22 protein-coding genes, 1 tRNA gene and 1 pseudogene are annotated in these 21553 nt (G+C 66.2%); 17 read left to right on the plus strand and 7 right to left on the minus strand.

Features of this window, described 5'->3' with window-relative positions:
- Positions 1-41: 41 nt before the first annotated feature.
- Genes SLQ31_RS02400 through SLQ31_RS02420 form a run of 5 tightly spaced genes read left to right on the plus strand, consistent with a single transcriptional unit; the run spans position 42 to position 4157 of the window.
- Positions 42-995 (plus strand): ABC transporter substrate-binding protein, encoded by a 954-nt coding sequence (locus SLQ31_RS02400; RefSeq protein WP_319429333.1) that lies wholly within the window; start codon positions 42-44, stop codon positions 993-995.
- Entirely contained in the window at positions 996-2126 is a 1131-nt protein-coding gene (locus SLQ31_RS02405) for an ABC transporter ATP-binding protein (protein WP_319429335.1), read from the plus strand.
- A gap of 2 nt (positions 2127-2128) precedes the next feature.
- A complete protein-coding gene (locus SLQ31_RS02410; RefSeq protein ID WP_319429337.1) occupies positions 2129-2773 on the plus strand; it encodes an ABC transporter permease in 645 nt (214 codons plus the stop codon).
- Entirely contained in the window at positions 2770-3558 is a 789-nt protein-coding gene (locus SLQ31_RS02415) for an ABC transporter permease (RefSeq protein ID WP_319429339.1), read from the plus strand. The genes SLQ31_RS02410 and SLQ31_RS02415 overlap by 4 nt, the downstream gene beginning before the upstream one ends.
- Complete coding sequence (locus SLQ31_RS02420) at positions 3555-4157, plus strand: putative glycolipid-binding domain-containing protein (protein WP_319429341.1); 603 nt, start codon at positions 3555-3557, stop codon at positions 4155-4157. Before SLQ31_RS02415 ends, SLQ31_RS02420 begins: the two co-directional genes overlap by 4 nt.
- Here SLQ31_RS02420 and SLQ31_RS02425 read toward each other — a convergent pair.
- Complete coding sequence (locus tag SLQ31_RS02425; protein ID WP_319432773.1) at positions 4120-5064, minus strand: prephenate dehydrogenase; 945 nt, start codon at positions 5062-5064, stop codon at positions 4120-4122. The genes SLQ31_RS02420 and SLQ31_RS02425 overlap by 38 nt on opposite strands.
- Positions 5065-5160: 96 nt before the next feature.
- On the opposite strand from SLQ31_RS02425, the gene SLQ31_RS02430 reads away from it, so the two are divergent.
- The 7 genes and pseudogenes from SLQ31_RS02430 (at position 5161) to SLQ31_RS02455 (ending at position 9776) form a co-directional block, all read left to right on the plus strand.
- On the plus strand, positions 5161-5679 hold the full coding sequence (locus tag SLQ31_RS02430) for a tRNA adenosine deaminase-associated protein (protein ID WP_319429342.1): 519 nt from the start codon (positions 5161-5163) through the stop codon (positions 5677-5679).
- The gene (locus SLQ31_RS02435) at positions 5676-6143 is read left to right on the plus strand and encodes a nucleoside deaminase (protein ID WP_319429343.1); all 468 of its coding nucleotides are present in this window, start codon (positions 5676-5678) and stop codon (positions 6141-6143) included. The genes SLQ31_RS02430 and SLQ31_RS02435 overlap by 4 nt, the downstream gene beginning before the upstream one ends.
- Before the next feature lie 28 nt (positions 6144-6171).
- Positions 6172-6262, plus strand: a tRNA-Ser gene (locus SLQ31_RS02440).
- 248 nt (positions 6263-6510) lie between these two features.
- A pseudogene (locus SLQ31_RS29450) lies at positions 6511-6693 on the plus strand (FAD-dependent oxidoreductase); the annotation flags it as partial.
- Between the two features lie 24 nt (positions 6694-6717).
- Complete coding sequence (locus SLQ31_RS02445; RefSeq protein ID WP_319429345.1) at positions 6718-7842, plus strand: hypothetical protein; 1125 nt, start codon at positions 6718-6720, stop codon at positions 7840-7842.
- 189 nt (positions 7843-8031) lie between these two features.
- Entirely contained in the window at positions 8032-8319 is a 288-nt protein-coding gene (locus SLQ31_RS02450) for a hypothetical protein (protein WP_319429347.1), read from the plus strand.
- A gap of 95 nt (positions 8320-8414) precedes the next feature.
- Positions 8415-9776 (plus strand): wax ester/triacylglycerol synthase family O-acyltransferase, encoded by a 1362-nt coding sequence (locus SLQ31_RS02455; protein ID WP_319429348.1) that lies wholly within the window; start codon positions 8415-8417, stop codon positions 9774-9776.
- A 57-nt stretch (positions 9777-9833) separates the two neighbouring features.
- Here the strand turns inward: SLQ31_RS02455 and SLQ31_RS02460 are convergent, their stop codons facing one another.
- Positions 9834-10343 carry a lipoprotein LpqH gene (locus SLQ31_RS02460; RefSeq protein WP_319429349.1) on the minus strand — a complete coding sequence of 170 codons (510 nt, stop codon included), beginning with the start codon at positions 10341-10343 and terminating at the stop codon, positions 9834-9836.
- A gap of 183 nt (positions 10344-10526) precedes the next feature.
- Here SLQ31_RS02460 and SLQ31_RS02465 point away from each other — a divergent pair, with 183 nt between their 5' ends.
- The 3 genes from SLQ31_RS02465 to SLQ31_RS02475 are packed head-to-tail and all read left to right on the plus strand — an operon-like array spanning position 10527 to position 13907.
- Positions 10527-11438: a haloalkane dehalogenase gene (locus tag SLQ31_RS02465; RefSeq protein WP_319429351.1), complete on the plus strand. Its 912-nt coding sequence runs from the start codon at positions 10527-10529 to the stop codon at positions 11436-11438.
- A gap of 8 nt (positions 11439-11446) precedes the next feature.
- Positions 11447-12679: a tRNA guanosine(34) transglycosylase Tgt gene (tgt, locus tag SLQ31_RS02470; protein ID WP_319429353.1), complete on the plus strand. Its 1233-nt coding sequence runs from the start codon at positions 11447-11449 to the stop codon at positions 12677-12679.
- A gap of 4 nt (positions 12680-12683) precedes the next feature.
- Positions 12684-13907, plus strand: coding sequence for a cytochrome P450 (locus SLQ31_RS02475; RefSeq protein WP_319429355.1), 1224 nt, complete (start codon positions 12684-12686; stop codon positions 13905-13907).
- Here the strand turns inward: SLQ31_RS02475 and SLQ31_RS02480 are convergent.
- From SLQ31_RS02480 to SLQ31_RS02495, 4 genes are all read right to left on the minus strand, one after another.
- Positions 13904-15361, minus strand: a complete 1458-nt coding sequence (locus SLQ31_RS02480; RefSeq protein ID WP_319429357.1) for a FadD7 family fatty acid--CoA ligase — start codon at positions 15359-15361, stop codon at positions 13904-13906. The two genes, SLQ31_RS02475 and SLQ31_RS02480, sit on opposite strands and share 4 nt — an antisense overlap.
- A 13-nt stretch (positions 15362-15374) precedes the next feature.
- Positions 15375-16637: a formyl-CoA transferase gene (gene frc, locus SLQ31_RS02485; RefSeq protein ID WP_319429359.1), complete on the minus strand. Its 1263-nt coding sequence runs from the start codon at positions 16635-16637 to the stop codon at positions 15375-15377.
- 16 nt (positions 16638-16653) lie between these two features.
- On the minus strand, positions 16654-18369 hold the full coding sequence (oxc, locus tag SLQ31_RS02490) for an oxalyl-CoA decarboxylase (RefSeq protein ID WP_319429361.1): 1716 nt from the start codon (positions 18367-18369) through the stop codon (positions 16654-16656).
- Between the two features lie 64 nt (positions 18370-18433).
- Complete coding sequence (locus SLQ31_RS02495) at positions 18434-19471, minus strand: ATP-binding protein (protein WP_319429363.1); 1038 nt, start codon at positions 19469-19471, stop codon at positions 18434-18436.
- Between the two features lie 129 nt (positions 19472-19600).
- On the opposite strand from SLQ31_RS02495, the gene SLQ31_RS02500 reads away from it, so the two are divergent.
- Entirely contained in the window at positions 19601-19957 is a 357-nt protein-coding gene (locus tag SLQ31_RS02500; protein ID WP_319429364.1) for a response regulator, read from the plus strand.
- An 11-nt stretch (positions 19958-19968) separates the two neighbouring features.
- Here the strand turns inward: SLQ31_RS02500 and SLQ31_RS02505 are convergent, their stop codons facing one another.
- Complete coding sequence (locus SLQ31_RS02505; RefSeq protein WP_319429367.1) at positions 19969-20622, minus strand: response regulator transcription factor; 654 nt, start codon at positions 20620-20622, stop codon at positions 19969-19971.
- A gap of 162 nt (positions 20623-20784) precedes the next feature.
- Here SLQ31_RS02505 and SLQ31_RS02510 point away from each other — a divergent pair, with 162 nt between their 5' ends.
- The gene (locus SLQ31_RS02510) at positions 20785-21549 is read left to right on the plus strand and encodes an SDR family oxidoreductase (protein ID WP_319429369.1); all 765 of its coding nucleotides are present in this window, start codon (positions 20785-20787) and stop codon (positions 21547-21549) included.
- The last annotated feature ends 4 nt before the right edge of the window (positions 21550-21553 follow it).

Below are 21553 nucleotides of genomic sequence, written 5' to 3' on the forward strand. Positions count from 1 at the left end.
CGTTACTGTCTGTGAAACAGGTCGGGGTGAAAGGACGCTCAATGAGCGCGTCGCGGGGCGGAAAGCGACTGTGGTTGGTAGCGGCTCTGTTCATGCTCGTCCTGCCGGGGGCAGCGGCGTGCGGCAGTGCCAATCCACTCGGCGGCGGATCGGCATCGGCTGACCTGAAAACTCTCGTCGTCGGCTCCGCTGACTTCCCGGAATCGAAGATCATCGCCGAGATCTACGCCCAGGCATTGGAAGCCAACGGTTTCACGGTCGGACGGCAATTCGGCATCGGCAGCCGCGAGACCTACATTCCCGCAGTGCGCGATCATTCGATCGATCTGGTGCCTGAGTACACCGGAAACCTGTTGCAGTACTTCGATCCCAAGACCACGGTGACCACACCCGACGAGGTGGAGCTGGCGTTGTTCCGGGCACTCCCGGGTGATCTGTCGATCCTGAACCCCTCGCCGGCCAACGACACCGACACTGTTGCGGTTTCCGAATCCACCGCACAGAAGTGGAATCTCAAGACCATTGGTGATTTGGCGGCGCACTCCCCGGAAGTCAAGTTCGGTGGTCCGTCGGAATTTCAGAGCCGCACCGAGGGGTTGCCCGGGCTCAAAGCCAAGTACGGACTGGACATCAAGCCGGACAACTTCGTTTCGATCAGTGACGGCGGCGGCCCCGCCACGGTGCGCGCGCTGGTGGACGGCACCGTCACTGCCGCCGACATTTTCAGTACCTCACCGGCGATCCCGCAGAACAAGCTGGTGGTGCTGGAGGATCCGAAGAACAACTTCCTGGCCGCCAACGTGGTGCCGGTCGTCAGTTCGCAGAAGAAATCCGATGAACTGAAGAAGGTGCTGGATGCGGTGTCGGCCAAGCTCACCACCGAGGGCCTCATCGAACTCAACACCGCCGTGTCCGGAAACTCCGGGGTCGACCCCGACGAGGCGGCACGGAAGTGGATCCGCGACAACGGTTTCGACAAGCCGATCGGGAAATAGATGATCACCTTCGAGACGGTCACCAAGACGTACCCGGATGGCACCATTGCCGTCGACAGCCTGAGCATGGAGGTGCCGACCGGCACCCTCACGGTCTTCGTCGGTCCCTCGGGCTGCGGCAAGACCACCTCGATGCGAATGATCAACCGGATGATCGAGCCCAGCTCGGGGACGATCACGGTGGACGGCCGCGACATCGCAGGAGTCAACCCGAACAATCTGCGACTCGGCATCGGCTACGTCATCCAGAGTGGCGGCTTGATGCCGCACCAGCGGGTGATCGACAACGTCGCGACGGTGCCGGTCCTCAAGGGTGAGTCGCGGCGGACAGCCCGCAAGGCGGCCTACGAGGTTCTGGAGCGAGTGGGCCTGGATCCCAAACTGGGGGACCGCTATCCGGCGCAATTGTCCGGCGGTCAGCAGCAACGCGTCGGTGTCGCCCGCGCGTTGGCCGCCGATCCACCTGTGCTGCTGATGGACGAGCCGTTCTCGGCGGTCGATCCGGTGGTGCGCGATGAGCTGCAAGCCGAAATCCTGCGTCTGCAAGGCGAATTGCACAAGACCATCGTCTTCGTCACCCACGACATCGACGAAGCGATCAAACTCGGTGACCGGGTCGCGGTGTTCGGCCCCGGCGGCACCCTGCAGCAGTACGACGCCCCGGCACGGTTGTTGTCCAATCCCGCCAACGAATTCGTGTCGGGTTTTATCGGCGCTGACCGCGGTTACCGCGGCCTGCAGTTCCGGCAGGCAGAAGGGTTGCCGCTACACGATATTCAGACGGTCAAAGAGGGCGAGATCGACGCGCTGACGCTGGCACCCGGCGACTGGCGGCTGGTGACCCGCGACGACGGCCGCCCGTACGCGTGGCTCAATGCCGAGGGCGTCGAGCTGCATCGGGGCGGTAAATCGTTGTACGACAGCACCATCGCGGGCGGATCGCTGTTCGAGCCGGGCGGCACGCTGCGGCTCGCTCTCGATGCGGCGCTGTCCTCGCCGGCCGGCTTCGGGGTGGCCGTCGACGACGCGGGTCAGGTGATCGGCGGGGTGCGGGCCGACGATGTGGTGGAAGCGCTGGAAAAGCAGCGGGACCCGGCGGGGCAGGAGCGAAGCGACTCGGGGGGTGGCTGAGCATGAATTATCTGCTGACCCATCTCGACAAAGCGTGGGCGCTGACCCTCATCCACCTTCGGCTGTCGCTGGTTCCGGTGGTCATTGGTTTGGTGATCGCGGTGCCGCTGGGTGCCTACGTCTGGCGGACCACCGCGCTGCGCCGGCTGACCACCGTGACGGCGAGCATCATCTTCACCATCCCGTCGCTGGCGCTGTTCGTGGTGCTACCGCTGATCATCCCGACCCGCATCCTCGACGAGACCAACGTCATCGTCGCACTCACGCTCTACACGACCGCGCTGCTGGTGCGGGCCGTGCCCGAGGCGCTCGACGCGGTACCCGCCCAGGTGCGTGATGCCGCCACCGCCGTCGGCTACACAAAACTGACCAGGATGCTGAAAGTCGATCTGCCACTGTCGATTCCGGTTCTCATCGCCGGGCTGCGGGTGGTTGCAGTGACGAACATATCGATGGTGTCGGTGGGCTCGGTCATCGGGATCGGCGGCCTGGGAACCTGGTTCACCGAGGGTTATCAGGCCGACAAGAGCGACCAGATCGTCGCCGGCATCATCGCGATCTTCCTGTTGGCGATCGTCGTCGACGTGCTGATCCTGCTGACCGGCCGGCTCATCACGCCCTGGGCGCGGGTCAAGGTGTCGTCATGAACTTCCTGCACCAGGCGCTCGCCTACATCTTCACCTCCGCCAACTGGGAGGGGAAAGCCGGTCTCGGGGTGCGCATCCTCGAGCACCTGCAGTACACCGCGGTGGCCGTCGTCTTCTCCGCGCTGATCGCCATCCCGATCGGGATGCTGATCGGCCACACCGGGCGCGGCACCTTTCTGGTTGTGACCGGGGTCAACGCGCTGCGCGCACTGCCCACCCTCGGTGTGCTGCTGCTCGGCGTGCTGCTGTGGGGGTTGGGTCTGCTGCCTCCGACCGTCGCGCTCATGCTGCTGGGCATCCCGCCGCTACTGGCGGGCACCTATGCCGGGATCGCCAACGTCGACCCGGCGGTCATCGACGCCGCCCGGTCGATGGGGATGACCGAGACTCGGGTTTTGCTGCGCGTCGAAGTGCCCAATGCGCTGCCGCTCATTTTGGGTGGGCTGCGCACCGCGACCCTGCAGGTGGTTGCCACGGCGACGGTGGCCGCCTACGCCAGCCTGGGCGGGCTCGGACGCTATCTGATCGACGGGATCAAGGTCCGCCAGTTCTATCTGGCCTTGGTGGGTGCGCTGCTGGTGACGGTGTTGGCGCTGGTGCTCGACGGGCTGCTGGCGCTGGCGGTGTGGTCCTCGGTGCCCGGCACCGGGCGATTCCGGCGGATGCCGCAACCACTGCTTGACGACGAGGTGAGTTTCGATGCGCAAGGACCTGCGTCACGGAAGGGCCGCAGTTCGCGACCTGGTTACGAACGGAGCGGCCCGTCGCATACGGTAGACGGGTGAGTGCAGCCAACGACGCGACAGAAAGCGCCTGGCCGGCCATCCTGACCTGGCGCGCGCACGACGATTCGCGGATGGAATCGGCCCGAGTCCAGCTATCGGGCAATCGGATCAAGGCCTACGGCCGCATCGTGGCCTCCGCCGCGGCAACCAATCCCGCCTTCAGCGCGTCCTACGACCTGGTGACCGACGAATCCGGCGCGACCAAGCGGCTGTCGCTGAGCGTGACCCTCGCCGAGCGGGATCGCCAGCTGTCGATCGCCCGCGACGAGGAAAACATGTGGCTCATCACCGACCACCAGGGCCAGACGCGGGCCTCCTACGAAGGCGCCCTCGACGTCGACGTCGTGTTCAGCCCGTTCTTCAACGCGCTGCCGATCCGGCGCACTGGTCTGTACCGGCGAACCGATTCGGTGACCTTGCCCGTGGTGTACGTGAGTTTGCCCGACCTGACCGTCAAGCAGGCCGCGATCAGCTACAACAGCCTTGGCCCGGACAGCGGGGAAGGCATCAAGCTGCACTCGCCGGTCGCAGAGACCACCATCACCGTCGACAACGACGGATTCATCCTCGACTACCCAGGACTGGCAGCGCGGATCTGATCACCCCGCCGGCACGACCGGCGGCGGCCAGTTCTTCACGCCAGTTCTCCTCGCCGATGGCGATGGTCACGATCTGCGGGCGCGAGAAGCTGTCGTAGCGGATGCGGGCGGCGTGGCCGGCCTCGACCAGCTCGGCCACCGAACTCTTGGAAGCCAACGATTCACGGGCCTGATTGAGCAGCTCCAGCGCGCGATCCAGAGCCGGCAGCAGTTGGTCGGTGTTGGCTTCGCACATCGCGCGCACCAGGTCGGGGGCGGTGGCCGCGACCCGGGTGCCGTCGCGGAACGAGCCGGCCGCCAGGGCAAAGGCCAGCGGTACTTCGGCGGCCGTGATGGCGAGTGCTTCGGCAAGCAGGTGCGGCAGGTGCGAAATGCTCGCCGCCGCCGCATCGTGCTCGTCGGATTTGGCGGGGACGACGACGGCGTGGCAATCCAAGGCCACCTCCATCACCTGCGCCCACACCCGTGCGTCGACGTGCTCGTCGACGCTGAGAACCCATGGCGCACCGGCGAACAACCGCGCGTCGCCGGCGGTCCAGCCCGAGTGTGCGGTGCCTGCCATCGGGTGGCCGCCGACGTAGCGGTCCAGCAGACCGGCCTTGCGCACCTCGGCGAGAACGGCGCCTTTGACGCTGATGACGTCGGTCAGCGGGCAGTCTCCGGCGACGTCCTTGACGTGGCCGAGCAGCAGCGACACCGCCGGCATCGGGACGGCGAGCACGATCAGTGCGTCACGGTCGGCGGCCCAGTGCAGGGCCTCGGTGAGGTCGGTGGTGGCGGCGAAGCCGTCGAACCGGGCGCCCTGGGCACCCTCGACGGATCGGTTGTAGCCGAACGTCTCACGGCCGGCGGCCACCGCCGCGCGCACGAGCGACCCGCCGATCAGCCCGAGGCCGAGGACGCACACGGGTGTCTTCGTCACCTGTCCAGGTTGGCACATCAACGCGCCACGACCGATGGGTACCTGGTCAAAAGGCCTGATCAGCGACTACCGTATGCGCCCATGGAGGCACAGCGAGCGCAGAACAGCCCGGGGTCGGACACCCCGGATGGCTTCGCGATAGCTGTAGTTCGCGAGGACGGCAAGTGGCGTTGCTCGCTGATGAGTCCGACGGTGCTGACCAGCCTGAGTGCCGCGGAGACGGAGTTGCGAGAATTGCGCAGCGCCGGCGCGGTGTTCGGGCTGTTGGACATCGATGACGAGTTTTTTCTGATCGTGCGGCCCGCTCCGTCGGGCACTCGGCTGCTGCTGTCGGACGCGACGGCAGCCCTCGATTACGACATTGCCGCCGAGGCGCTGGAGACGTTGGACGCCGATATTTCAGCCGAAGACCTCGAGGATGCCGACCCCTTCGAAGAGGGCGACGTGGGCCTACTGGCCGACATCGGGCTGCCCGAGCCGGTGCTGAGCGTGATCCTCGATGAGACCGATCTCTACGCCGACGAACAGCTCGGCCGGATCGCGCGCGAGATGGGTTTCGCCGACGAGCTGGCAGCAGTGCTCGACCGCCTCGATCGGTGAGTCACTCGCAGGATGAGCGCTTCGTTCGCTTGGCGATCGATGCTGCCGGTCTAGCCGGACCCGAGGACGTGCCGATCGGTGCGGTGGTCTTCGGGCCAGACGGCACCGAGCTGGCCCGTGCGGCCAATGCCCGCGAACAGCTGGGCGACCCGACTGCCCACGCCGAGATTCTGGCGCTACGGGCGGCGGCCCAGGTCTACGGCGACGGGTGGCGGCTGGAAGGGGCGACGCTGGCGGTGACCGTCGAGCCGTGCACCATGTGCGCGGGCGCACTGGTGATGGCGCGGGTAGCGCGGGTGGTGTTCGGGGCGTGGGAGCCCAAAACCGGTGCGGCAGGCTCACTTTGGGATGTGGTGCGAGACCGGCGGCTGACGCATCGGCCCGAGGTGCGCGGCGGCGTGCTGGCCGACGAATGCGCGACGCTGCTCGAGGGGTTTTTCGCTCGTCATCGCGATTTGGGTTAGCCCGGCCGCGGCACGTAAGCTCGTCGGCGGTGGCGTGTCCGAGCGGCCTAAGGAGCACGCCTCGAAAGCGTGTGACGGGTAACCCCCGTCCGAGGGTTCAAATCCCTCCGCCACCGCCATAGCCCTCCAGAGCATCTGCGCTGGTAGGTGCGTCCCTTCAGATAACTCTGGGACCAGGCTTTCAAGCTTGGCTGTTGGACCCAACAAGTGACCCGGGCACCCGCCGGAAGATACGCACCGATCGGCGCGTGCGAAGAACGTAGTGCTTGCGATCAACGCGGCGGTTATTCGCGAATCAATGCGCCGAGCCCCCTCCGAGTCTCTAACGTGAGATTCGAGGTCGATCTGTCAGGTTTCGGGGGAAGCTTTGTCGTCCATACGCGCAGATGTCATTGTTCTAGGAGCGGGAGTCAGCGGCCTAACGGCGGCTCATGACTTGATTGAATCAGGATACGGCGTTCTTCTGATAGATGACTACGCCGATCCAGGGGGAAATCACATATCGCGCGACTATGGTCCCTATACCTTCGACATCGGATCAATCTTTTTCTGGACGAATAGCCTCCTTCCAGCCATGTTTGAAGGCATCGCCCATGGATGGGTGCCGGCGAAGTTCGACGCGTGTCGCATTACTCCTACGGGACGTGTATTGCGTTACCCGTTCGATGTGAAGGAAGAATTACTCACGCAGTCGCCTATGTTTATTGCGAAAGCGCTTCTAGACATCCTGCGAGCACGCATTTTTGAACGAAAAAGGCGCTCCGCACTAGACTTCTCGAGACATTATCTCGGGGATTCCCTGCTGCAAACCAGTGGTCTGGCAAACTATATGCGCCGTTTCTATGGAATTCCCCTTGAAGAGATCAGTTACGAATTTGCACGGCGACGGATGGGTTGGATTGCAAGCAACGGCAGCCTGCGTGGTCAACTCAAAAAGGGCCTGCCAGGCCTGAAGCGTCGCCGTGCTTCGGAGCAGGCGGAAATTAGCTGCCATGTCCGGCCCCGCAAAGGCTTCGCACCTATGTATCGCACGGCGGTGGATCAATTAAGGGCAGCTGGTCTCATCGTGCGCTTGGACGCGGGTCTTACGAGCATTGTGAAGGACGGGCCGGGGTTCCGCGTAGCTGCCGGGGATGAGGTGTTTCTTGCTCCCCGGCTGGTCAACACCATGCCACTTTCAAAAATTGCTGCGCTGCTGGATTGCTCCACAGACGACCCGCCGGAATCCAGTGCCTTGGTCACCCTCTGTTGCCGCTTCCGTGGTGAGCGACGGTTCGAGGGGAATGTCCTCTACAACTTCCGCGACGACGGACGGTGGAAGCGGCTGACGATGCACTCCGACCACTACGGGATCGTCGACGGCTGGCAGTTTTTCGCCGTAGAGGTGATCACGCGGCGGGCCCGCGAATGCGCGGCCGAATTGTTCTCCGATTTCCGGCGTTCCACCGCGAAGGTAGGGCTGTTCGCTGGCGACCTGGATCTTGTCGGCGATTTCCGGACGGAGTTCGCCTACCCGGTCTTCGACCACGAAGCCGCGGCAAAGAAGGCGAACGTGATGCGGAGGGTCAAGAAACTGGGCGTCGAATCAATAGGCCGGCAGGGCGACTTCGACTACATCCCCAGCGCAAACGAAGCGATCGCCCTCGCGCGCAATAAAGTCGCCGCGGGCGGCCGTTCCGCGGCGACTGGCAGGGACTAGGTAGCGATTGTGCCGATGCCGGTCGTCTAGTCCTGAGCCTCAAGCAGATTGGCCAGCCCCCGATCCTGCGATACCGCTGTGAATCATCGGCGATGCAGCGCGGTTCCCAGCAACCTGACCTACCCTGGCGATTTGGAGACGTGGCCCGCAGGCAGACGTCATAGCGAAACCGCTTGGGGGTTTGTGATCATGACGACCGCTTCAACCAGTACTCGACGGTTGCTTTATGCCGCAATCGGATTGGTGATCGCGGCGGCCCCGGCGGCCGCCGCCTTCGCCGGCGTCGGAACCCCTGCCCCGCGGATGGCCGCGCAGTGCCAGGACACCGACACCGAGGACAGCTTCTCGGAGAACTGCGCCCCGACGGTCATCCCCGATACCAGCGACCAGCTCACCGAGGCCGAAGTGGCCGAGCCCGGCTTCAACTCCCATCCCGGCGGTGGCGGCGGTGGTGGGGGCGGCGGCGGCCACCGCTGATCCCTACTGTCGCGCGGATTGGTCCGCGACGGTCCACGCTGTGTGGTGAGCCGGTGTAATGGGCACCCGGGGTGAAACCAACGCGGAGGTCCTCAATGGAGCTGATTTCGCCGACTGATTCGATGTTCTTGCTGGCCGAGTCGCGCGAACACCCCATGCACGTCGGCGGCTTGCAAGTGTTCGAGCCACCCGAAGGTGCCGGCCCGGATTTCCTGGCCGACATCTACGCCGAGATGCTCGCCCAGGACGACGTGCAGCCGACGTTCCGCAAGCATCCCGGTGAGCTATTCGGCGGCATCGCGAACCTCACCTGGTCCTTCGACCGGGACATCGACCTCGAATACCACCTGCGCCGCTCGGCCCTTCCCTCACCCGGGCGGGTCCGAGAACTGCTCGAGCTCACCTCGCGGCTACACGGCAGCCTCCTGGACCGGCACCGCCCGCTGTGGGAGACCCACCTTGTCGAGGGGCTCAACGACGGGCGGGTCGGGGTCTATACCAAGGTCCACCACTCGCTGCTCGACGGTGTGTCGGCGATGAAGCTGATGCGCCGCTCGCTCTCGACGGATCCGCAAGACACCGAGGTGCGGGCGCCGTACAGCCTCGCCCCGCGGCAGCGCACCAAAGAGAAGCGCGGATCATCGCCGCTTGGCGAGCTGAAGAAGTTGGCCGGATCGGTCGCCGGCCTGGGCCCCTCGGCATTGACCGTGACCCGTGCCGCCCTGCTGGAACAGCAGCTGACGTTGCCGTTCGGGGCGCCCAAGACGATGTTCAACGTGGCCATCGGCGGGGCCCGCCGGGTGGCGGCGCAGTCGTGGCCGATCAAACGCATTGTCGCCATCAAGGACGCTGCCGGCGTCACCGTCAACGACGTGATCCTGGCGATGTGCGCCGGCGCGCTACGGGCCTACCTGATCGAGCACGACGCGCTGCCCGACAAGCCGCTGATCGCGATGGTCCCGGTCAACCTGCGCTCCGAGAACGACCACTCCAGCGGCGGCAATCAGGTCGGCAGCATCCTGTGCAGCCTGGCCACCGACCTCAGCGATCCTGAGCAACGTCTGGCCACCATCCATGCGTCGATCAGCGGCAACAAGGAAGTGTTCTCGCAGCTGCCCAGGATGCAGCAGCTGGCCCTTTCGGCGTTCAACGTCGCACCGTTGGCGCTGACCCTGCTGCCGGCGCTGGCGGCCGCGACCCAGCCGCCGTTCAACATCGTGATCTCCAATGTGCCGGGTGCCCGCGAGCCGTTGTACTGGCGCGGAGCGCGGCTCGACGGGAACTACCCGCTATCGATCGCGCTGGACGGTCAGGCGCTCAACATCACGCTGTCCAACAACGCCGACAACCTCGACTTCGGGCTGGTCGGCTGCCGGCGCAGCATCCCGCACCTGCAGCGGCTGCTGGGTCATCTCGAGGACTCGCTGGCCGGGCTCGAAGAGGCCGTCGGGGTGTAGCAAAACGAAGAAGCGGCGGTGACCCCTCAGGGCACCGCCGCTCCGTCTGGCCCCCCGCTACGGGCAGGTGACCTGGATTTCGAAGGGCTTGGTCACCGGCTGCATCGGGTTGGCCATGTCCACACCCGTCGCAGTTCCGCTGATCTTGTACGTGTTGCCGTCCTTGGTGGCGGTCGCGCTGGCCCCACCGGGCACACCGGCCGTGTAGCCGAGCGTCACGCCGTTGACGTTGCCGAGCCCGACAGACGTCACGCTGGAGCCGTCCGCGGACAGCACCGCCGCGATACCCGTCATCGCCTCGCCGATCGCGATGTTCATATTGCCGCCTGCTGCCGCGCAGACGACCGAACCCTGGATGTTCTGCGCCTGGCCGTCGATCGTGACCTTGGTGCTGCCGGCACCGGCGGTCGCGGTTGCCGTCCCCGCCGCGCTCGATGAGGCCGCTGCCGACGTCGTAACTTTCGCGGTCGTCGTCGACGTTGATTTGTTGTCGCTCTTGGAACACCCGGCCAGACCCGCCACCACGATTGCGGCGCCGGCTACGGTCACCACTAATCCACGCTTCACCGATGTCTCCTTAAGTAGGCGTGATCCGTCGCCATTGGCGGATCATCGAGTGAAGTATGTGTCGCGAATTCCCGCTGGTGGCAGGAATGAACGAAATATTTGCCTGACAGCCGACTCGCAGAAAATGTCTCGCGTATCGGGCAAATCCGCAACGGCGCAAGAAAAGTCGGTATCTTCACCGCCATGCAGACGTTGCGCACACCTGACGAGCGATTTGCTGAAATCCCCAATTTCCCTTATTCGCCACGCTATTCGGAGCTCGACGACGACGAAGGCGGTCGCGTCAGGGTGGCCTGGATCGAGGACGGACCAGCTGAAGCCGACCCGATCCTGCTGTTGCATGGCGAACCGTCGTGGTCGTTTCTGTACCGCACGATGATTCCGGTTCTGGTCGCCGCCGGACATCGCGTTGTCTGCCCGGATCTGGTCGGCTTCGGCCGTTCTGACAAACCCACCCGCCGTGACGATCACACCTACGCCCGGCACGTCGAGTGGATGCGCGCGCTGGCGTTCGACGTCCTCGATCTGCAGCGGGTGACGCTGTTCGGTCAGGACTGGGGCGGGCTGATCGGGCTTCGGCTGGCGGCCGAGAATCCGGACCGGTTTGCCCGCATCGTCGTCGCCAACACCGGGCTGCCGACCGGCGACTTCAACATGCCCGAGGTGTGGTGGCGATTCCGCGAGGCCATCCAGACCTCCCCGAGCATCGACGTGGGTCGGTTCGTCGAGTCGGGCTGCCAGCGGCCGATGGCCGACGACGTGCGCGAGGCCTATAACGCGCCGTTCCCCGACGACAGCTTCTGCGCGGGCCCGCGGGCCATGCCGGGGCTGGTGCCGACCACCCCGGACGATCCCGCGTCCGAGGCCAACCGGAGTGCGTGGGCCGCCTTGTCCGCGGGGTCGACCCCGATGCTGGTGGCATTCAGCGACGGCGACCCCATCACCGGCGCGATGGCCCCGATCTTCCAGCAGATGCGAGGGGCCCAGGGCGGCGAGCACCCGACGATTCACGGCGCCGGGCACTTCCTCCAGGAGGATGCTGGCGAGGAGCTCGCGGGCCACATCGTGCGGGTCCTCGGGCGGGGCGCTGGTTAGATACCCCCGTGCCGTTTTTCACCGTCGACGCCGAGCTGCCCGGCCGTCGTGGGCGCACCGGCGTGATCCACACGCCGCACGGCGATATCCACACCCCGGCGTTCATCGCGGTGGGCACCAAGGCCACGGTCAAGGCGGTGCTGCCCGAAACGATGCGTGAGCTCGGTGCGCAGGCCGTGCTCGCCAACGCCTACCACCTCTACCTGCAGCCCGGCTCCGACATCGTCGACGAGGCGGGCGGCCTGGGCGCGTTCATGAACTGGCCGGGGCCGACGTTCACCGACAGCGGCGGCTTCCAGGTGCTCTCACTCGGCGCGGGGTTCCGCAAGGTGCTGTCGATGGATGCCAACCGGGTGCAGGCCGACGACGTGATCGCCGAGGGCAAGCAGCGCCTGGCCCGTGTCGACGACGACGGGGTGACGTTCATCTCGCACCTCGACGGCTCGACGCATCGGTTCACCCCCGAGGTGTCAATGCAGATTCAGCACAAGATTGGCGCCGACATCATCTTCGCGTTCGATGAGCTGACGACGTTGGTGAATACCCGTGGCTACCAAGAGGAATCGGTGGCCCGCACGCAAGCGTGGGCGGTGCGCTGCCTGACCGAACACCGCCGGCTCACCGCCGCGCGTCCGGAGCGACCCAGTCAGGCGCTGTTCGGTGTGGTGCAGGGCGCGCAGTACGAGGACCTTCGCCGCCAGGCGTCCCGGGATCTGGCGGGCATCGTCGACGCCGAGGGGCGCGGCTTCGACGGGTACGGCATCGGGGGAGCGCTGGAGAAGCAGAACCTGGCCACGATCGTCGGGTGGTGCATCGACGAGCTGCCCGACGACAAGCCACGGCACCTGCTCGGGATCAGTGAGCCCGACGATCTGTTCGCCGCGGTCGCCGCCGGCGCCGACACCTTCGACTGTGTGTCGCCGTCGCGGGTGGCGCGCAATGCGGCGATCTACTCGCCGACGGGCCGGTTCAACATCACCGGCGCGCGCTACCGCCGCGATTTCACCCCGATCGACGCCGACTGCGACTGCTACACCTGCGCCCACTACACCCGGGCCTACCTGCACCATCTGTTCAAGGCCAAGGAGATCCTGTCCGCGACCCTGTGCACGATCCACAATGAGCGGTTCATCATCCGGCTCGTTGATCGGATTCGGGCCGCGATCGTCGCGGGCGAGTTCGATGAACTGCGCGATCACGTTCTCGGGCAGTACTACGGACATTCAACGCGTGCACAATAGGTAGATGACTGCACCCGCCGAGCCACAAGCGCTGCTGATCAAACTGCTCGACCCGGCGATCCGCGCCGACCCGTACCCGGTGTACCGCGAGATCCTCGACGGCGGCCCGATGCAGATGCCCGAGTCCACGCTGCACGTCTTGTCCAGCTTCGCCGACTGCGACCAGGTGTTGCGGCACCCGGACTCGTGCAGCGACCGGATGAAGTCCACCGCCGCACAGCAGGCCGCCGCCGCGGGCGAAACGGTCCGGCCGTTCGGCACCCCCGGATTCCTGTTCCTCGACCCGCCGGACCACACCCGGCTGCGCAAACTGGTCAGCAAGGCGTTCTCGCCCAAGGTGGTCAAGGGGCTGGAGTCCGATATAACCGGACTGGTCGACGACCTGCTCGACAAGGTCGACGGGACAGGTCAATTCGACGTCATCGACAGCTTGGCCCACCCGCTTCCGGTGGCGGTGATCTGCCGGCTGCTGGGCGTGCCGATCGAAGACGAGCCGCAATTCAGCTCGGCCTCAACGCTTCTGGCCCAGGGGCTGGACCCGTTCGTCACCTTCTCTGGCGAGACGCAGGGTCTCGAGGAACGGATGCAGGCCGGGCTGTGGTTGCGCGGCTACCTGCGCGAGCTGCTCGAGCGACGGCGCTCGCAGCCGGCCAACGATCTAATGTCGGCGCTGATCTCCGTCGAGGAATCCGGCGATCAGCTGACCGAGGACGAGATCGTCGCCACCTGCAACCTGCTGCTGATCGCGGGTCACGAGACGACGGTGAACCTGATCGCCAACGGGATCCTGGCAATGCTGCGCAACCGGGAGTACTGGACGGCGTTGAGTGCCGACTCCGACCGGGCCTCCGCCATCATCGAGGAGACGCTGCGCTTTGACCCGCCGGTGCAGTTGGCCAGCCGGGTCGCGGGTGCCGACATGGAGATCGGGGATATCGCAGTTCCCAAGGGGGACATCATGATGGTGCTGCTGGCCGCGGCACATCGCGATCCCGCGGTCTTTGAACGCCCCGACGAGTTCAACCCGAACCGCAGCTCAATTCGCCATCTGGCGTTCGGGCATGGCCCGCACTTCTGCCTCGGCGCCCCGCTGGCGCGGATGGAGGCCGCGGTGGCGCTGTCCGCGGTGACACGGCGTTTCCCGGATGCGCGGCTGACCGGCGAACCGGACTACAAGCCGCACGTCACACTGCGTGGCATGGCCCGCCTCGACGTCGCTGTGGGCTAGCCGAACAGCTGGGCCAGCCGGTTGCGGTCGACGGATCCCTTGGCGGTCACCGGCAGTTCATCCACCGGCGAAATCTGTTCCGGCACTTCGAACCGCGCCAGCCGCGACGCGCAAAACGCCTGCAGCGCCTCATCGTCGACCGTTGCTTCGGCCCTCAAGACCACCACCGCGGCCACCTGCTCGCCGTACTTGTCGTTGGGCACCGGGAACACCGCCGCCTGCACAACGTCGGGATGGGCCAGCAGCACATCCTCGACCCGCTCGGGTGAGATCTTCTCCCCACCCCGGTTGATGATGTTCTTGATGCGCCCCTGAAGTGTCAGCACGCCAACATCATTCACCGATCCAAGGTCACCGGTGCGCAGCCAGCCGTCGGCGAACGTGGCTGCGGTGGCCGCCGCGTCGTTGAGGTAGCCGCGCGCGACGGCGGGCCCGCGCAACCAGACCTCACCGGTATCGGCGATGCGGAGTTCGGCGCCCACGGGCGCCCCGACCGTCTGCAGGCGGGTGTCGGTGTCGGCGGTCGCGGGCACCGCGCAGGCCTGGTGAGTTGCCTCCGTCATTCCGTAGGCCGGCAGCACCGGTGCCCCGAACGCCGTCTCCAGCCGCCCGGCCACCGCGGGAGGTAGTGGGGCGCTGCAACTGCGCAGAAACCGCAACTGCGCACCCGCCGCAGCACCGGCGGGTGCGACATCCAGTAGGACCTGGTAGATCGTCGGCACCGCGGTGACCCACGTAGCTCGCGTGGTGGCCAGCTCGTCGAAGAACGTGTGGGGCGAAAAGCGCGCCTTCTCAGGCAGTCCCAGCGTTCCGCCGCTGGACAAGGTCGCCAGGAGTCCGGCCACCAGCCCATGACCGTGGAACATCGGCATCACCGCGACGGTGGCGTCCTCGGCGCGGAGCCCGTAAGCGGAGACGACGTTGTTCATCGCCGCCGCGAGCGCGTCATGGGTCCACGGCACCATTTTCGGCTTGCCGGTGGTGCCCGAGGTGAACATCACCATGGCGTCGTCGGCAGTGAGGCCGATCGCCGACGGATCGCCACCGGCGGCCGGGGCGCCGCTGATGGTGCACTGCGATCCGTCGATGCCGACGGCGATTTCGGGCGCGCCGTCCAGTGCGGCGGCCGGGGTGTCGGTCAGCACGGCACGCGCGCCCAGCCGTTGCATGCGGTCCTGCTGCTCGGCGGGTGGCAGTGCCGGGTCCAGCGGAGCGATCACCAGCCCGGCGCGGGCGGCACCGAGCAGTCCAACGATGTAGGCGACGGTGTTCGCCGCGCGCAGCCCGACGACATCACCGCCGGCCAACCCGATGCCCGCCAGTGCGTTTGCGGCCTGCTCGATCAGATCGGCCAGCTCCGGGTAGGTGATGGAACGGTTCTCGGCGGTGATGACCAGCGCAACCGCTCCCGGGGTGGTCGCGGCGGTACGCGCGACCAGGTCACCCAGCTTCATAATCGTTCTCCCGTCAGATGACGCGTGCGGTTTTCAGGTTCTCGATCTGGTCTGCGGTGTAGCCGAGGTCGCTGAGCACATCGATTGTGTGCTCTCCCAGCAGTGGCGCGCCGGTGATTTCCGGGGTGAAGTCGGAGAACTTCACCGGGCTGCCGACGGTCAGGTACTTGCCGCGGCCCTCCTGCTCGACTTCGACCACGGTGCCGCTGGCCCGCAATGCCGGGTCGTAGGCGATCTCCTTCATGCTCAGCACCGGTGCGCACGGCACGTCGTACTTGCGCAGGATGTCGACGGCCTCGTACTTCGTCTTGTCGGCAAGCCACTTCTCGATGTCGGCGAAGATGTCGAAGACGTGCGGCTGACGGGCCTCGGCGGTGCTGTACGCAGGGTCATCCACCCATTCCGGCTTGCCGAGCGCTTCGCAGGTCTTCGCCCAGTTCTGCTCCTGGATGGTGAAGTAGATGTAGGCATTGGGATCGTCTTGCCAGCCTTTGCATTTGAGCACCCAGCCGGGCTGGCCGCCACCGCCGGCGTTGCCACCGCGCGGCACCGTGTCACCGAACGGGGTGTTGGGGTACTGGGGGTACTCCTCCAGATAGCCGACCGCCTCGAGGCGTTCCTGGTCGCGCAGCTTCACCCGGCACAGGTTGAGCACCGCGTCCTGCATGGACACCGAGACCTTCTGTCCCACACCGGTCTTCTCACGGGCCAACAGCGCGGTGAGGATCCCGATCAGCAGGTGCATGCCGGTGTTGCTGTCACCGAGCGCCGCGGAGCTCACGGTCGGCGGACCGTCCCAGAACCCGGTGGTCGACAGCGCACCGCCCGCGGCCTGCGCCACGTTCTCGTAGACCTTGAGGTCCTTCCACGGTGACTCCTCGTTGAAGCCCTTCACCGAGCCGAAGATCAGCTTCGGGTTCAGTTCGTGGATGTGCTCCCAGGACAAGCCCATTCGGTCGAGAGCACCAGGGGCGAAGTTCTCCACCAGCACGTCGGCCTCACGGATCAGCTTCTCCATCACCGCCAACCCCTCCGGGGTTTTGGTGTTGATGGCCAGCGAGCGCTTGTTGCTGTTGAGCATGGTGAAGTACAGGGCGTCGTGATTGGGGATGTCGCGCAGCTGGTGGCGGGTGACGTCACCGCCGTCGAGGCGCTCGACCTTCAGGACGTCGGCGCCGAACCACGCCATCATCTGGGTGCAGGCTGGCCCGGCTTGGACGCCGGTGAAGTCGATCACCTTGACGCCGGAAAGAGGTTGTGGTGCTGGAGTATTCATCGGTCGTCCGTTTCGGTCAGGCTTGAGTGGGCTGCAGTGCGCTACGCGGATTGAGGTTGGTCAGGTGGCCGCTCTCGGTGCCGGCCGACGGATCCAGCTCGCAGTCGATGAGTGCGGGCCGCCGTGACGCGACCGCGGCGGCCAGGGCGGCGGCCAGGGCATCGGGAGTGTCGACGTGGTAGCCCGCGCCGCCGAACGCTTCGATCAGCCGTTCGTGATGGGCGCGCGGTGCCAGCACCGTGGGCTCCGGGTCGGTGCCGTAGGGGTCGATACCGTCACCGCGGTAGACCCCGCCGTTGTTGAGGATGACGACGGTGATGGGAAGGCCGTAGCGGCAGATGGTTTCGATTTCCATCCCGCTGAACCCGAAGGCGCTGTCGCCTTCGATGGCGATGACGGGCTGGCCGGTCTCGACGGCAGCCGCGATGGCGTAGCCCATGCCGATGCCCATGACGCCCCAGGTGCCGCAGTCCAGACGGTGCCGCGGCACCTGCATGTCGACGACGTTGCGGGTGATGTCCAGTGCGTTGGCGCCTTCGTTGACCAGATACACCTCGGGGTGGTCGCGGACGAAGTCCCGGATCGGGCGCAGCGCGTTGTAGAAACGCATCGGCTGAGGGTCTTCGGCCAGCCGGCCGGCCATGGCGGCGGCGTTGTGCGCGCGCTTCTCGGCGAGTTCGGCCGGCCACTGGTCCGGGCACGTCACCGGGTGGTGTTGCAGCCCCGCGTTGAGCGCGGTGATGACCGATGTGATGTCGCCGGCTAACGGGACCGTCGTCGGTTGATTGCTGTCGAACTCGGTCGGGTCGATGTCGATCTGGATGAACTTGGTGTCGGCGGACCAGTGCGGGGCCTCACCGTGTTGCAGCAGCCAGTTCAGCCGTGCGCCGACGAGCACCACGACGTCGGCGCGTGCCATCGCCAGTGACCGTGCGGCCGCGGCTGAGAGCTCGTGGTCGTCGGGAATCAGGCCCTTCGCCATCGACATCGGCAGGAACGGAATGCCGGTGGTTTCGACGAACGAGCGGATCTGCTCGTCGGCCTGGGCGTAGGCGGCGCCCTTGCCCAGCACGATCAGCGGGCGCTGCGCGCCGGCCAACAACTCCAACGCCCGCACCACCGCGTCGTGCGAGGGGGATTGGCCGGGAGCGGGATCGGCGATCTTCCACAGGGTCGCCGCGCCGGCGGACGCGTCGATGGTCTGGGCCAGAACGTCACCAGGGATGTCGAGGTACACCCCGCCAGGCCGGCCCGACACCGCGGTGCGGAACGCCCGGGCGATGCCGCGCCCGATGTCCTCCACGCGGTCGATGCGATAGCTGGCCTTGGCAAGGGGTTTGGCGATGGCCATCTGATCGAGTTCTTCGTAATCGCCGCGCTGCAGGTCGACAATGGCTCGGGTGCTCGATCCGGCGATGTGGACCATGGGGAAGCAGTTCACCGTCGCGTTGGCCAGCGCCACCATTCCATTGAGGAACCCGGGGCCCGAAACCGTCAGGCAGACACCCGGTTTGCCGGTCAGGAAGCCGGCCGCGGCGGCGGCGTGGCCGGCGTCGGACTCGTGCCGGAAGCCGATGTAGCGGATGCCTGAGGCCTGCGCGAGACGGGCGAGGTCGGTGATCGGGATGCCGACCACGCCATAGATGGTGGCAACGTCGTTGAGTTTGAGCGCGTCGACCACGAGGTGGAACCCGTCGGTCAGTGGACCGTTCTGCACGTCAGGCGAAGTCATGGTTGAAGTGTGCTCGGCACGGGCGGCCGGGGCTAGAGCGCTAGCCGGACATTTGGCGGTAGGGCTAGCCCCCAGTGGGCAGCGGGATCGTCACGCTGATCGTCGTGCCTGCGCCGTCCTCGCTCACGATGCCGAGGCGGCCGGACAGCGCCTCGACGCGGTCCTTGAGGCCGATCAAGCCCGACCCGTCGCCGGCACCGGCGCCGCCGATGCCGTCGTCGGCGATGCGCAGCGTCAGCTCAGCCTTGGCCGCGCGCGCCCACACGGTGACTTCGTCGGCCTTGGCGTGTTTGGCGGCGTTGGTGAGCGCCTCGGCGACCACGTAGTAGGCGGCCACCTCCACGGATTCGGGCAGCCGCCGGTCGACGTCGAGGTCCAGGCTGACCGGGACCGCGGAGCGCCGGGCCAGGGTCTTGATCGCCGGCCCCAGCCCGCCCCTGGACAGGATCGCCGGGTGAATGCCCCGCGACAGCTCCTGCAGGTCGGTGTGCAGCTCGCCCAGTCCGTCGATGATCGCGGCGAGCTGCTCGCGGATCTCGGTCGACTCCTCGGGTACGGACGCCTCGAGCGCGCGCAGTTCCAGCCCCAGCGACACGATGCGCTGCTGGGCGCCGTCGTGCAGGTCGCGCTCGAATCCGCGGCGGGCCTGATCGGCGGCGGTGACGATGCGCGCCCGCGACGCCTGCAGCTCGAGGCTGATCCGGATGGCTTCGGCCGCACGTAGCCGGGCCTGGCCGACGAGGACGTTGGTCAGCAGCGCCAAGGTCAGGAACACCACGACCGCGGGCACCAGGCTGCCGCTGCCCTCGTTGACGTGGAACCACACGTAGGCCATGGCACTGGCCAGCGAGGTGGCCACTGCCAGACCGAAGCCCCAGCCGGCCGAGACCACCAGCACGCCCAGCAGGAAAATCGCCCCGAAGGCGTTGTCGGGGGCCACGCGTTTGAGCACGTGCACGATCGCCGTCTCCGCGGCGATGAACGAGAGCGCGGTGAGCACACCCCACACCAGTGCAGGCGGGGTGGGTCGGATCAGCAACGCCAGCAGGCGATCACGCAGCGGCGCGGCGGGGCGGGTATCTGCAGCTGAGGAGGGTGTCATGGTTTGGAAACGATGGTAAGGGGCACACGCCGATCAGGTACCTGCAAGGCGAGGTTTACCGCTAGCAGCAATGCCAAGTCCCGACCGGTTCTGCCATCCTCGAGATATGTTCGGCTTCGGAGGTTCGTGATGCGCTGCTTGATCGTCGATGACAGCGCTCAGTTCCGGACCACCGCCAGCACGATTCTGCAGCGCGGCGGGATCGCTGTGGTCGGCATGGCGACGAACACCGCTGATGCCCTGCGGCGTTACCAGGAACTGCGGCCCGACGTGACCCTCGTTGACGTCGACCTCGGTGTCGAAAGCGGATTCGACGTCGTCCGAGCACTCCACGAGGTCGGGGCGCCGGCGTCCGGGATGATCCTGATCTCCACGCATGCCGAATCCGACCTCACCGACCTGATCGCCGTCAGCCCGGTATCGGGGTTCCTGCAGAAGTTCGCGTTTTCCACGGCCGCGGTGCGGGAGCTAGTCGGCGACGGGTAACTGACTGCCGCTCAGAGTGATTCGAGATAGACGATCACCGCGCGCACCCGGCGATGGTCGTGATTGGTCTCTGGCAGGTCCAGTTTCGTCAGGATGCTGCGGACGTGTTTTTCCACGGTGCCTTCGGTGACGAAGATCCGCCGGCCGATACCGCCGTTGGACAGCCCTTCGGCCATCAGCGCCAGTACTTCTCGTTCGCGACTGCTCAGCGCTTCCAGCGGGTCGTTACGCCGGCGGGCCGAGACCAGTTCGGTCACCAGTGCCGGGTCGATCACCGACGCACCGTTGACGACGCGGCCGACGGTGTCGAGGAAATCGTTGACGTCGGTGACACGGCTCTTCAACAGGTAGCCGATCGCGTGGCCGCCCGACAACAACTCCAGGGCATGGTCGACGTCGACGTGAGCCGACAACACCAGGATCGCGGTCTTCGGTGCTTCTTCACGAATCAGCCGGGCCGCGTCGAGACCTTCGGTGCTGTGCGTGGGTGGCATCCGGATATCGGTGACCACCAGGTCAGGGTGCTCCCTGCGCACCACGTCGAGCAGCTCCGTGCCGTCGCCGGCCTGCCCGACGACCTCCAGACCCGAGCGACTGAGCAGGCTGGCCAGCCCCTCTCTCAGCAGCACATCGTCATCGGCCACGACCACGCGTGTGCCTGCCATTCGCCCTCCCGACCCGTAATTGGCCTTCAGTGTCTCATCCGCGGACCACGGGCATTACCGCTAGCCGGTAGGTCGAAATGGCGGTCAGCGTTGACGACATCGACGTGTCGATTCGACAAAGTAACCCTAGGCATAGCGCTTCATGAGCCAAGGAGACCGGCAATGCACATCTCGGGCAACACCATCTTCATCCCCGGATCCACCAGCGGCATCGGACTGGCGCTGGCCCTGGCGCTTGCGGCCAAGGGCAACACCGTCATCGTGGGTGGCCGCCGCACCGACCAACTGGATGCGATCACCGCGCAACACCCGGAGTTGGGTGCCGTGCATATCGATGTCGCCGACCCGGCCAGCATCAAGAAAGCAGCCGATCGAGTGCTCGCCGACTATCCCGCGCTCAATGTGGTGATCGCGATGGCCGGCATCATGAAGATCGAGGACTGGCATCAGCCGGCGTCCTTCCTCGACTCGGCGGAGGCCACCGTCACCACCAACGTGCTCGGGCCGATCCGGTTGATCGCGGCGTTCATCGAACATCTTCAGCAGCAACCGGATTCGACGATCATGACCGTGTCGTCGGGGCTGGGGTTCGCGCCACTGCGAGTGACGCCCAGCTACAACGCCGCCAAAGCCGCGATCCACATGCTCAGCGAGTCGGTGCGACTGCAGCTCGCAGACACCAGCGTCAAGGTCGTCGAACTGGTTCCGCCCGCGGTGCGGACGGGGTTGCTACCCGGCCAAGAGGACAGCGAGTTCGCAATGCCGCTCCAGGAGTTCGTCGACGGGGTCATCGAACTGCTGGAAACTCAGCCCGACGCGCACGAGATTCTCGTCGAGCGGGTGAAGTTCCTGCGGTACGGGGAAGCACGCGGCGACTACGACCAGGTGGTGGCGACGTTGAACGCGTCTGACCCGCACGGGAATTGATGCC

Origin of the sequence: Mycobacterium sp. RTGN5, from assembly GCF_033804465.1 — a bacterium.
Taxonomy (GTDB): Bacteria; Actinomycetota; Actinomycetes; order Mycobacteriales; family Mycobacteriaceae; genus Mycobacterium.